Origin of the sequence: Streptomyces sp. sk2.1 (genome assembly GCF_008120935.1) — a bacterium.
GTDB lineage: Bacteria > Actinomycetota > Actinomycetes > Streptomycetales > Streptomycetaceae > Streptomyces.
Genome location: NZ_RDBO01000020.1, coordinates 1349018 through 1360696, shown reverse-complemented (window position 1 = coordinate 1360696; position 11679 = coordinate 1349018). Strand labels below are relative to the sequence as shown.

Here is an 11679-nt window from a genome sequence, read left to right as displayed (position 1 = left end):
GGGTCTGGGCCGAGCGGTCGATCCAGATCGGGGTGCCGAGCGGTCGATCCAGATCGGGGTGGCTCCAGGACGACCCGGCCACGCTGGCGGCGACGGACGCCTGGCTGGCCGCGCACGAGGACGCGGCGCCCGCGCCAGGTCGTCCCGGGACTCCAGCACCAGCCTGCGCAGGGCGGGCGCCGCGTCCTCGTGCGCGGCCAGCCAGGCGTCCGTCGCCGCCAGCGTGGCCGGGTCGTCCTGGAGCGCCGGGAACAGGCCCTTGACCACGACCACCCCGATCTGGATCGACCGCTCGGCCCAGACCCGCTCGATCGCGTCGAAGTACTTGTCCGTGTACGGCGCCAGCAGCTCCCGCTGCGAGGACTGGGCGAAGCCCGCGATCGTCGCCTCCACCAGCGCGTTGGACAGCGCGTCCGACTCCACGACGCCCGCCCACGCCTGCGCCTTGACCGCGGCGGAGGGCCGCGACGCCAGGCACCGCACCTGGTGCCGCTTGCCGGACGCCGTGTCGTCACGGGCCAGTTCGGCGTCGATCACCGACTCGTCCGCCACCCCGTGCGAGGCCAGCGGGGACAGGAACGCCCACCGCAGCTCCTGGTCGACGTCGAGCCCGTCGATCCGGGCCGACCCGTCGAGCAGCCCCGACAGCAGCTGGAAGTCCGTCTCCGATTCGGCGACCGACGAGAAGAACCGCGCCCACGCCAACTGGTGCTCGCTGCCCGGCTCGGCGACCCGCAGCTCCCGCAGCGCGCCCTCGGCCAGCGCCCGGCCGCCCTCCGCGCGCCACCCGGGCGCCGCGTACTGCGTGAGCACGGTCCGGGTCCAGGAGTGCAGCATCTGGAGCACGCCGATGTCGGACTCCCGCCCGGCGAAGGCCAGTACCAGCGCGGCGAAGTCGCGGGCCGGCATCAGCCCGTCCCGGGTCATGTTCCACAGCGCCGACCAGCACAGCGCCCGCGCGAGCGGGTCCGTGACGTCGCCCAGGTGCTCCCGCAGCGTGGCCAGCGACACCTCGTCGAAGCGGACCTTGCAGTACGTGAGGTCGTCGTCGTTGACCAGGATCAGCTCGGGCCGCTCCGCCCCCGCCAGCTCCTCGATCACCGTGCGCGGCCCCGCCACGTCCGCCTCGGCGCGCGCGTACCGCACCAGGCTCCCGTCGGCGTCGCGGCGGTACAGCCCGATCGCGACCCGGTGCGGCCGCAGCTCCGGGTGGGACTCGGCCGCCTCCTGGAGGACCGCCAGCTCCGTGATCCGGCCCGCCGCGTCGTACGTCGCCGCCGGGGTCAGCGAGTTGACGCCCGCGGTCTGCAGCCACGACCGCGACCAGGCGGTCATGTCGCGCCCGGACGTCTCGGCCAGCACGGACAGCAGGTCGCCCAGCCGGGTGTTGCCGTAGGCGTGCTTCTTGAAGTAGCGCCGGGCGCCCTCCAGGAACGCGTCCCGTCCCACGTACGCCACCAGCTGCTTCAGCACCGATGCGCCCTTGGCGTACGTGATGCCGTCGAAGTTGAGCTTGGCGTCCTCCAGGTCACGGATGTCGGCCGTGATCGGGTGGGTGGACGGCAGCTGGTCGGCGCGGTACGCCCAGGACTTGCGGTTGTTGGCGAAGGTGATCCAGCCGTTCTCGAAACGGGTCGACTCCACCATGGAGAACGCGCCCATGAAGTCGGCGAACGACTCCTTCAGCCACAGGTCGTCCCACCACTGCATGGTGACGAGGTCGCCGAACCACATGTGCGCCATCTCGTGCAGGATGACGTTGGCCCGGCTCTCGTACGCCGCCCGGGTCACCTTGCCGCGGAAGATGTACTCCTCGCGGAACGTGACGCAGCCGGGGTTCTCCATCGCGCCGAGGTTGTACTCGGGCACGAACGCCTGGTCGTACTTCCCGAACGGGTACGGGTAGTCGAAGTTGTCGTGGAAGAAGTCCAGGCCCTGCTTGGTGATCAGGAAGACGTCGTCCGCGTCGAAGTGCCGGGCGAGCCCCTTGCGGCACATCGCGCCGAGCGGGATCTCCAGCGTCGTGCCGTCGTCGAACGTGCGGCTGTAGGAGTCCGTCACGTAGTGGTACGGACCGGCGACGACCGCCGTGATGTACGTGGAGATCGGCTTGGTCTCGGCGAACCGCCAGACCCCGCCCTCCCGAGACTCCTCGGCCCCGTTGCTCCAGACCGTCCAGCCCTCGGGGGCCGTCGCGGTGAAGCGGAAGGGGGCCTTCAGGTCGGGCTGCTCGAAGTTCGCGAAGACGCGCCGCGCGTCGGCCGGCTCGTACTGCGTGTAGAGGTAGACCTCGCCGTCCTCCGGGTCGACGAACCGGTGCATGCCCTCGCCGGTCCGGCTGTACGCGCACTGCGCGTCGACCACCAGGACGTTCTCGCCCTCCGGCAGGTTCTCCAGCGCCACCCGCGTGCCGTCGAAGACGACGGCGGGGTCGAGCGGGGCGCCGTTCAGCGTCACCGCGTTCACACCCGGCGCCACCAGGTCCGCGAAGGTCGACGCACCGCCCCGCGCGTTGCGGAACCGGATGGTCGTCACCGAGCGGAAGGTCCGCGGACCGGACGCGGCGGCCTCCTCGTCCCCGTCGGGTCCCCCGAGGGCGGAGCGCAGATCGAGATCGACCTCGTAGCCGTCGACGCTCAGCAGCTCGGCCCGCTCGCGGGCCTCGTCGCGGGACAGGTTCTCACCGGGCACGGGCGCACTCCTTTGTGTCACGTTCGAATACTTTGATCCTCCCATGCCGCCACTCGGCCCGGCAGGCGGGAATGACCGGTGCGCCCGAAGGTGTTCTCGCGCACAGGTGCGCACGCTCTTACGAGGAGAGACATGTCTGACAACAGCACGGCGACGACCGGGAAGACCCCCGCCGACTTCTGGTTCGACCCGCTCTGCCCGTGGGCCTGGATGACCTCCCGCTGGATGCTGGAGGTGGAGAAGGTCCGTGACGTCGAGGTCCGCTGGCACGTGATGAGCCTCGCCGTGCTCAACGAGGACCGGCTCGACGAGCTGCCGGAGGAGTACCGCGAGCTGCTGTCCAAGGCGTGGGGCCCGGTCCGGGTCGTCATCGCCGCCCAGCAGAAGCACGGCGACGAGATCGTCGGCCCCCTCTACACCGCGCTCGGCACCCGTTTCCACAACCAGGGGGAGGGCCCCACCCGCGAGGCGGTCCTGGGCGCGCTCCAGGACGTCGGCCTGCCCGCCGAGCTGGCGGACTTCGCGGACTCCGACGTGTACGACGCCGAGCTGCGCGCCTCCCACAAGGAGGGCATCGACAAGGTCGGCCAGGACGTCGGCACGCCGGTCATCGCCGTGCCGGGCGCGGACGGCGAGCAGATCGCCTTCTTCGGCCCGGTCGTCACCCCCGCCCCGAAGGGCGAGGAGGCGGCGAAGCTGTGGGACGGCACGCTGCTGGTGGCGTCCATCCCCGGTTTCTACGAGATCAAGCGGACCCGGACGCAGGGCCCGATCTTCGACTGAACCGCACGGTTCGCCCCGCCCCGCCCCGGCAAGGGGCGGGGCGGCAGTACGGGAAGAGGCCGAGCGGGGGAGCGGACGGACATGGACGTACGACCGGCACGCGACGGTGAGGCCGGGGAGCTGACCGAGCCGGCCCTGGCGTCGAAGGGCCATTGGGGATACGACGCGGAGTTCCTCGCCGCCTGCCGCGAGGAGCTCACCATGCGCCCCGCCGACATCGGGCGGCTGCGGACGAGGGTCGCGGAGGAGGACGGGCGGGTCCTCGGCTTCACCACCCTGGAGGGCGCCCCGCCGCGGGGCGCCCCCGGCATGATGTTCGTCGCCCCGGAGGCGCTGGGCCGGGGCATCGGCCGGCTCCTCTTCGAGCACACCACGACGGAGGCCCGCCGCCTGGGCTTCGTACGCCTCACCATCGACGCGGACCCGAACGCGGAACCGTTCTACCTCGCGATGGGCGCGGTGCGGGTCGGGGCGACCCCGTCCGGCTCGATCCCCGGGCGGGTGCTGCCGCTGCTGGAGTACGACCTCACGACGGGCTGACCCCCGGCCGGCCCGCGGACCTCCCGCCCGCGGGCCGGCCGTCGGTCCGTGCCGCGTCCCGGCGCTCCGCCGCGGCCAGGGCCAGGGTGACCGCGGCGGAGGCGGCCGCCATCACGGTCATCGCCGAGGCCGGGGAGGTCCACTGGGCGAGGGTGCCGGCCAGCGCCGCCGCGACGCCCTGCATGGTGATCATGCCGGAGGAGTGCAGCCCCAGCGCCTGCCCGGTGATCCCGTCCGGGGTCAGGGCCATCAGCCGCTCCTGGTACAGCAGACTCGCGGCGAAGCCGACCGAGGCGAGCAGCACCAGGGCGAACGCCAGGGGGAGCGCCGGGTGCACGGCGAAGAACAGGTACGGGGCGGCCAGGAGCAGCTGCAACGGCGTGCCCAGCCGCCTCCGCCGGGCGTGCGGGACGAACCGGCCCATCACGACGTCCCCGACGAGCATCCCCAGCGCGGCGAAGGCGAAGAGGAGCCCCGCGTGCCCGGGGTCGTACGGGACGAACAGCGACTCGCAGCCGACGACCAGCCCGTTGGGCACCCAGAGCGCGAGGTAGGTCCGGCGGCGCGGGCCCGAGGACCACAGCACGGCGTTGGTCCGCCAGGTCTCGGCGACCGAGGGCCGCCCGGCGGCGCGCGGTGGCCGACGGGCCAGTCCGAACCGGGCGACGGCCGCCCCGGCCAGGTACAGGGCGGCGGCGACCAGCAGCGTGCCGCGCGCGGACAGCGTCGCCACCAGGAGCCCGCCGAGCGCGTACCCGCCGATCTGCATCAGGCCGGCGGACATGTTCAGCACCGAACGCCCCAGCAGATAGCCGTCCTTGGGCAGCACCTCGTTGAGCAGCCCGTACCGCACACCCCCGCCCACCGCGGCGATCATGCCCTTCACCAGGATGATCGCGAAGACGGCCGGCAGCGGCAGCCCGGGGACGGCGAGGAGGGCGGTGGCCGTCCCGAAGGCGAGCGCCATGCCGGTCATCGCGGCCCGCGGCGGCAGCCGGTCCGCCGCCGACATCAGCACGGTCGCCCCGACGGCCTGGGCGAGCGAGGGGCCGAACATGGACAGGGCGGCGAGCAGCGGCGATTCGGTCGTGGCGTAGACGAGGGAGCCGAGGGCCAGCCCGCTCGTCGTGGACCCGGCGACGTGGGCGGCGCCCGCCGCGAAGAGCGGTTTGAACTGCGGCGTGCGGAAGAGTTCCCGGTAGGTGCGCATGCGGGGAGTCTCGAAGGACACGCGCGGCGACCGTTACTGTTTCGCACGGGGGCGAAACCTGGAGGCGGGGCGCGGAGGCGTGGCGGCATGGGCCTGTGGCGGATCAGCGCGGACACGCTGGCCGGGAGCCGGTTCGTCGTATCGCCGCTCGCCGAGACCGTCGCCGCCCTGAAGGCCCTGGAGCGGGGCCGCCCCGACCACCCCGGCGAACGCGCCTGGCTCGACGCCCACCTGCCCGCCCACCGCGCCCGCCGGGCCGCCGACCCGGTGACCGCGCTGCTGGTCGCGGTGGCGCTCGGCGGCAGCTGGAACGCGGACTTCGTCACGCCCACGCCGACGGGCGAGGGCGCCCCGTCCTTCGAGGAGGAACTGGCCCCGGTCCGGGCGACCACGCCCGAACGCGCCCGGGCCGACCTCGTGGTCTCGCTCGGCGGCGGCCCCCTCCCGCCCCTCCTGGACCGCGACGACCTGGCGCATCGCGTCGCCGACGTCCTGGAGTGGGTCTGGCACCGCACCGTGCTGCCCGACTGGCCGCGCCGTCGCCGGATCATCGAGGCGGACGTCGTCGCGCGGACCGGTGAGCTGGGCCGGGGTGGCTGGGCCGCCGCCCTGAGCGGTCTGCGCCCGGAGATGCGGTGGCTGGGCAACGGGCGGCTCCGGATCAACGCGTACGACTACCCGACGAAGCAACTGACCGGTGTGCGGCTGCTGTTCGTCCCGGTCACCCGGCGTTCGGGCTGGGTCTCCTGGGACGACGAGGCGCGGCGGTACGCGATCGTCTACCCGTGCTCCGGAGCCCTGGCCGACGTGGGCCGGGTCCGGGTCCCGGACAGCCTGTCGCGCCTCCTCGGCCCCGCGCGGGCGACCGTCCTGGTCCTGCTCGCCGATCCGAAGAGCACCACCCAGCTCGTGGCCCTGACCGGCCAGGGCCTGGGCTCGGTCGGCCGTCACCTCAAGGTCCTCCTGGACGCGGGCCTGGCGGACCGCCGCCGCACCGGCCGCTCGGTCCTGTACTTCCGTACGGCCGCGGGCGACGTACTGGTGGGGGCCGCCCGACGGGACGGCCGAGGGGGCTCCCGCGGACCGGGGCCCTTCGTCGCGTGACCGTGTAACCGGTCCGTGACGGCGGGGTCCTGGAACGAAGACGCCGGGATCCCCTCGGCACGACGTCCCCTCATAGTGATCGGGCGAGCACCGGGAAGCCGATGCCGTTCCCGTCGCAACCACTGACTCACCAAGGGGATCTCCATGTCCGGCAACCGCCGCAAGGCCTTTCTCGTCTCCGCCGTCCTCGTGGGCGGCGCCATGCTGATGACGGCGTGCCAGGACTCGGAGGCGACCACGGACACCGACGCCGCGCGGGGTTCCTCGTCGGCCTCGGCCACCCCGTCCGGCTCGTCGGCCGGGAGCGGCGACCAGGGCGCGGAGAAGGGTTCGGGCAAGGGCGCCGACAAGGGTTCCGGCACGGCGGGCAAGGGGACCGGGGGCGGGGACGGCTCCGGCGCCGACACCGGCAACGGCGAGCGGGAGCCGGTCGGGCAGGTCTGCGGCGCCAACGACATCTCCTGGAGCACCAGGTCCGAGACCCAGGCCGGTGGTTACGTCCTGATCATCGCGAAGGCGAAGCAGGGCATCACCTGCGTCCTGCCGGCCGCGCTGCCGACCGTGGCGTTCGGCTCCGACGGCACCGAGGCGGGCCCCGCGGAGCAGGCCGTCGGCGAGCAGATCACGCTGAGCGGGAGCACCACCGCCTACGCCGGGGTGAACCCGAAGACCACCGGGGAGGACGGCGGCAAGGAGCTGGACAGCATCATCGTCGCCGTCGGCGACAGCGACCCGAACCCGGTGTCCCTGAAGGTCGGCACCATCGTCGTCGACGCCCCGGTCGTCACCAACTGGCACACCTCCCCGGCGGACGCGGTTCCGTCCAACTGAACAGCCCCACACGCTCGTTGAACGTCCGACGGGCCCGGCAGACCGCTGCCGGGCCCGTCGTGCCGTTTCCGCACGTCCGCGGGCGGGGGAAAATTCCTCCGGCATTGTCGGTGACCTCTGTTAGCTTCGGGCGGCCCGTGCGTTCCACGGGCCTCGAAACGTTCACAGGGGAGGGCCAGTTGACTGGATCAGGGAGAACGGGCAGACGCAGACGGACGGTGGTGGCCGGCTGCGCGGTGGCACTGCTGGCCACGGCAGCGGGCCCGGCGCAGGCGTTGGACAACCTGCCGCCGAAGCAGCCGCTGATTCAGGATCTCCAGACGGAGAACGGTCCCTGCGCGACCGGGGACGATCCGACGTACGTCTCGCAGCCGCCCAGGCTCAGCGCCGCGCTGTACGACCCGGAGGAGGACAACCAGCCCGCCGAGGCCAACCTGGTCAAGGGCGAGTTCGAGGTGTGGTGGACGGACGGGGCGGGGGCGGAGCAGCGCCGTACCCACACCACCAACACGTCGCTGTCGGGAGTGCGCCACGCCTGGACGGTGCCGGACGACATCCCGGCGAACACGGTCGTCTCCTGGCACGTCCGCGCGAACGACGGCGAGGCGACCTCCGCGTGGAGCGACGAGGGCGACGGCTCGGTCTGCTCGTTCGTGTACGACGACGTGAGCCCCGAGAAGCCGACGATCAGCTCCCCCGAATACCCCCAGGACGTGTTCTGGGTGGACGGGGTCGGCGTCTACGGGCACTTCACCATGGACTCGCCCTCCGACGACGTGGTGTCGTACCGGTACGAATTCCCGGGCGTCCCTTACCGGACGGTCCCCGCCGGGGAGCCCGGCGGGCCCGCGACCGTTCCGTACCTGCCGCTCACCTCGGGGCCCAAGTGGCTGGCGGTCCGCGCGGTCGACCGCTCGGGCCGATTGAGCGCGGAGTCGCGGTACGAGTTCAACGTGCAGTCCGGGCGCGCCCCCGTCGCCCGCTGGAAGCTGGACGACCCGGCGGGCTCCCGCTCCGCCGCCGCCGAGACGGGCACCGCCGCCCGGGCCGGTACCGGCGTGACCTTCGGCGGCCCGGCGCCCTCGGGCACCGGGGCCACCGCCACGGTCGGCCTCGACGGCAGCGGCCACGGCTTCCTCACCACCGACGCCCCGGCCACCGACATCCGCGAGTCCTTCGCCGTCAGCGGCTGGGCGCGGCCCGCCGGGACCGGTCGGAACATGACCGTCGCCAGTCAGGACGCGGACGGGAGGCCCGGCTTCACCCTCGGCCTGCGCACCGGGGAGACCGGCCCCGCCTGGTCGTTCGCGATCGGGGACGCGACGGTGTCCGGCGGCGCGCCCGAGACCGGTGAGTGGGCCCATCTGCTGGGGCTGTACGACGCGGAGACGGGCCGCGCCCGGCTGTACGTCAACGGCCGCGAGGTCGGCACCGAGGTGGCGGCGACTCCCGCCGAAGCGGCCGGCGCGTTCCAGATCGGCCGCGCGCGGGGAACTGCCGGCTACCGCGACCGGTGGCACGGCGACATCGGCGACGTACGGGTCCACGACCGGGTCGTGGTGCCGGGCGAGGTGACCGAACTGGCACTGCGCAAGCCGAAGTCGCTCGGCCGCTGGGCGTTGGAGAACGCGACGGACGGCACGAGCCCCGAGCAGTCGGGCGGCGCCCCGCTGCGGCTCGGCGCGGGAGCCTCGATCTACCAGGGCTCCGACAGTTCCTGCATTCCGGAGCTGGACCCCGACTGCCCCTACGTGCCGCCGGCACTGGTCGGCAACGGGCATCTCGGTCTGGACGGCGAGACCGGGTACGCCGCCGCCGACGGGCCCGTCGTGGACACCGCGGAGAGCTTCACCCTCGGTGTCGTGGTGCGGCTGACGGACTCCGCCCCGGACCGCCCGATGACCGTGCTCTCGCAGGCCGGCGAGCACACCGACGTGCTCAAGGTGCGCTACGAGCCGTCCACGTACAGCTGGCAGCTGGTGATGCCGGAGAAGGACGAGGCCGGGGCCCCCGAGAAGGTGGTGGCCCAGATCAAGAGCTCGGCGGGTGGTCAGGAGCGTCGCCTCGCCGTGGTCTACGACGACGGGGCCGACACGATCACGCTCTTCCTCGACGGTTCCGTCAAGGAGACCGCGAGCCTCCCGCACGGGCTGCGCAGCACCGGCGCCCTCCAGATCGGCCGGGCCAAGGCCGGTGACGGCTGGGGCGAGTACCTCCACGGGGACGTGGACGAGGTACAGGCGTACTCCGGCGCGCTGCGGGAGCGGGACGTGCCGTTCCTGGGCACGGGCGTGGACTACTGCCCGTGCTGATCCGTCAGTACTGAGCAGGGAGACGCGACGGCCCGCGGGAACCCCGGTTCCCGCGGGCCGTCGGATTCGGCCGGGCACCGGGACGGTGCCCGGCCGGGGCCCTCACGCGTCGAGCCACTCCGCCACCTCGACCGTGTCCCCGACGCTCACGACGCCCTCGCACACCACCGCGTTCTTCGCGCCGAAACTGACCTTGTTGCCGTACTCCGGTTCGCGCCGGTACGTCGACAGGGTGCGGATCGGTTCCGGGCCCGCGCGGTGGCCGGTGACCTGGTCGACCATGGGGACGGCGCACCGCATCGCCCGTACCGAGTGGGCCAGTTCGACGGAACCGATGGTCATCCGGCGCACCCGGTCCTCGAAGTGGGGTTCGTCGTTGCCGGTCAGGACGATGTTGGGGCGGAAGCGGTCCATGGGGACGGGGGAGGCGTCGCCGCCCGCGGTGATGCGGGCGTTGAGGTCGTCCAGCGAGGCAGTCGAGGCGATCAGCACGGCGTGCGCGTCCGCGAAGTTGACCTTGCCGGGGGTGTCGCCCCAGCCGTCCCGGTCGAAGCCGGGCGCCACCCGCACCAGGCGGGACTTCGCGCCGAGCACGTCGGAGAACCACTCCGCGATCTCGTCCCCCTGGTCGACGGCCTCGCCGAGAGGACGGTCGAACATGCTGACCTCGCGGCGCGGGCCGTCCGGGTCGACGTCCAGGCGCAACGGCTCGATGTCCTCGGCCGACAGGCTCAACGCCGCGCCGCCCTCCAGGACCCCGACCCGGACCGCGGCCATGGCGGGGTGCGTGCGCTGGCTGCGGAACGCGCCGTCCACCGCGTCCACCACCATGAACGTGCGGTCGTGTTCGAGGCCGGTCCCGAGGACGTGCGCGGAGTCGACCGTGGTCCCGGCGCAGCCCTTGACCGGGTAGTAGGTGAGGCGGTGAACGGTGATGGTCACAGGACACTCTCCGGAGCGGCCGCTTCGAGGTCGTCGATGCCGCCTGATGCGATGGTGCGGATGTGGCGGGTGGGATTCCCGGCCCGGGAGCCGTCCGTGGGGGCGGCGGGAGCGGGATTCATGGCGCCCATCATCGCATCCACCTCGCACGACATGAGTTCCTTTTGGGGACTCGATGGCGCCGGTCGGCGGAGGGGTCCGGAACCGCGTTGATACGATCGCGCGTTCGATACCGGCGGCGCCCAGGTGCCCGTCCATCACCTTGTGGAGAGATGATGCAGCGCCCCCTTGTCCCCCTCGTCGTCGCCGCGGCACTGCTGTGCGCCGGATGTTCCGGGGGATCGGAACCCGGATCGGGAGCGGCGCGAGCGGCGGGGAAGGACGCGAAGGACTCCGGGGCCGACGCGCCGGCGGACCACGGGGCGACGGTACGGGCCGCGGTGGCCGCGACGAAGCGGAGCAGCGCCCGGATCGACGAGCGGATCGAGCTGGGGGACGGCACCACCCGGTACGTCATCTCGATCAAGGGCGACTTCGACTGGGCGGGCGACAAGGGGCGCCTCGCGGTCGACCTCCGCAATCCGGCGGTTCCCGGGAAGACCTCGCCCCGCATGAAGGAGATCTTCGACGGCGACACCGTCTACTTCGGCGGGTTCGCCGAGATGGAGGGTTCCTGGGGGTCGATCCGCCGGGACGAGGCGGAGGCCCACTACGCGCTGCGGGCTCCGATGAACGACCCCGAGCACGTCCTGCGCCAGGTGGCACAGATGCGCCGGATCTCGAAGGTCGGCAAGGAGACGGTGAACGGCGTCCGCGCGGTCCACTACCGCGGCACGCTCACCGAGAAGACGGTCACGCTGCGGATGGCGAAGGACATGAGGGCCAAGGTCGCCACCGCGCGGAAGCAGATCGGTGAGCTCATCGTGTACGCGGACGCCTGGATCGACCGGAACGGACGGATCGTGCGCACCCGCCTCGACTGGCCCATGGGGCCGGCGGGCGTCAAGGCGACGATGGACCTGACGGACCACGGGAAGCCGGTACGGGCGAAGGCCCCGGCCCCCGGCGAGGTCGTCCCCGTGCCGCAGGCCGGCGGCCCCCTGCCCGGCTGACCCGCCCCTGCCGCACGACGTGACGTGAGGACCCTCGGTCGAAGTCCTGCCGGCATGCTTACGGCGATCACGGCAAGTGGACAGGCAGTTGAAGTTGAAGGGGTGGGGAATGTCCGGGGTGGGGATCGGTGGGGAATGTCCGGGGTGGGGATCG

10 protein-coding genes are annotated in these 11679 nt (G+C 72.8%); 6 read left to right on the top strand and 4 right to left on the bottom strand.

The annotated features are described in order from the left end of the window. A partial coding sequence (gene pepN, locus EAO76_RS09535) for an aminopeptidase N (protein ID WP_148835668.1) occupies positions 1-2691 on the bottom strand: 2691 nt, incomplete at its 3' end. Positions 2692-2823: 132 nt separating this feature from the next. Between pepN and EAO76_RS09530 the strand changes: the two genes are divergently transcribed. Together EAO76_RS09530 and EAO76_RS09525 are read left to right on the top strand one after the other, a co-directional pair. Next, on the top strand, positions 2824-3474 hold the full coding sequence (locus EAO76_RS09530; protein ID WP_148835217.1) for a DsbA family protein: 651 nt from the start codon (positions 2824-2826) through the stop codon (positions 3472-3474). Positions 3475-3555: 81 nt separating this feature from the next. Further along, the gene (locus EAO76_RS09525) at positions 3556-4014 is read left to right on the top strand and encodes a GNAT family N-acetyltransferase (protein ID WP_148835214.1); all 459 of its coding nucleotides are present in this window, start codon (positions 3556-3558) and stop codon (positions 4012-4014) included. Here the strand turns inward: EAO76_RS09525 and EAO76_RS09520 are convergent. Continuing rightward, entirely contained in the window at positions 4001-5224 is a 1224-nt protein-coding gene (locus tag EAO76_RS09520) for an MFS transporter (protein ID WP_148835212.1), read from the bottom strand. The two genes, EAO76_RS09525 and EAO76_RS09520, sit on opposite strands and share 14 nt — an antisense overlap. An 87-nt stretch (positions 5225-5311) precedes the next feature. On the opposite strand from EAO76_RS09520, the gene EAO76_RS09515 reads away from it, so the two are divergent. From EAO76_RS09515 to EAO76_RS09505, 3 genes are all read left to right on the top strand, one after another. After that, the gene (locus EAO76_RS09515) at positions 5312-6328 is read left to right on the top strand and encodes a helix-turn-helix transcriptional regulator (protein ID WP_148835211.1); all 1017 of its coding nucleotides are present in this window, start codon (positions 5312-5314) and stop codon (positions 6326-6328) included. Positions 6329-6472: 144 nt separating this feature from the next. Continuing rightward, positions 6473-7159 (top strand): DUF4232 domain-containing protein, encoded by a 687-nt coding sequence (locus EAO76_RS09510; protein WP_148835209.1) that lies wholly within the window; start codon positions 6473-6475, stop codon positions 7157-7159. Positions 7160-7377: 218 nt separating this feature from the next. After that, a complete protein-coding gene (locus EAO76_RS09505; protein ID WP_148835667.1) occupies positions 7378-9471 on the top strand; it encodes a LamG domain-containing protein in 2094 nt (697 codons plus the stop codon). A 102-nt stretch (positions 9472-9573) separates the two neighbouring features. On the opposite strand, the gene EAO76_RS09500 is transcribed toward EAO76_RS09505, so the two are convergent. Both EAO76_RS09500 and EAO76_RS45980 read right to left on the bottom strand, forming a co-directional pair. After that, positions 9574-10413 (bottom strand): MOSC domain-containing protein, encoded by an 840-nt coding sequence (locus tag EAO76_RS09500; protein WP_148835206.1) that lies wholly within the window; start codon positions 10411-10413, stop codon positions 9574-9576. After that, positions 10410-10535 carry a hypothetical protein gene (locus EAO76_RS45980; protein ID WP_262375325.1) on the bottom strand — a complete coding sequence of 42 codons (126 nt, stop codon included), beginning with the start codon at positions 10533-10535 and terminating at the stop codon, positions 10410-10412. Before EAO76_RS45980 ends, EAO76_RS09500 begins: the two co-directional genes overlap by 4 nt. A gap of 153 nt (positions 10536-10688) precedes the next feature. Here EAO76_RS45980 and EAO76_RS09495 point away from each other — a divergent pair, with 153 nt between their 5' ends. Next, the gene (locus EAO76_RS09495; protein ID WP_148835205.1) at positions 10689-11525 is read left to right on the top strand and encodes a hypothetical protein; all 837 of its coding nucleotides are present in this window, start codon (positions 10689-10691) and stop codon (positions 11523-11525) included. The last annotated feature ends 154 nt before the right edge of the window (positions 11526-11679 follow it).

What these genes read in the sequence shown, in the direction of transcription:
- EAO76_RS09530 (WP_148835217.1), top strand. Translation starts at nt 2,824, where the DNA reads ATGTCTGACAACAGCACGGCGACGACCGGGAAGACCCCCGCCGACTTC.
- EAO76_RS09525 (WP_148835214.1), top strand. Translation starts at nt 3,556, where the DNA reads ATGGACGTACGACCGGCACGCGACGGTGAGGCCGGGGAGCTGACCGAG.
- EAO76_RS09520 (WP_148835212.1), bottom strand. Translation starts at nt 5,224, where the DNA reads ATGCGCACCTACCGGGAACTCTTCCGCACGCCGCAGTTCAAACCGCTC.
- EAO76_RS09515 (WP_148835211.1), top strand. Translation starts at nt 5,312, where the DNA reads ATGGGCCTGTGGCGGATCAGCGCGGACACGCTGGCCGGGAGCCGGTTC.
- EAO76_RS09510 (WP_148835209.1), top strand. Translation starts at nt 6,473, where the DNA reads ATGTCCGGCAACCGCCGCAAGGCCTTTCTCGTCTCCGCCGTCCTCGTG.
- EAO76_RS45980 (WP_262375325.1), bottom strand. Translation starts at nt 10,535, where the DNA reads ATGAATCCCGCTCCCGCCGCCCCCACGGACGGCTCCCGGGCCGGGAAT.
- EAO76_RS09495 (WP_148835205.1), top strand. Translation starts at nt 10,689, where the DNA reads ATGCAGCGCCCCCTTGTCCCCCTCGTCGTCGCCGCGGCACTGCTGTGC.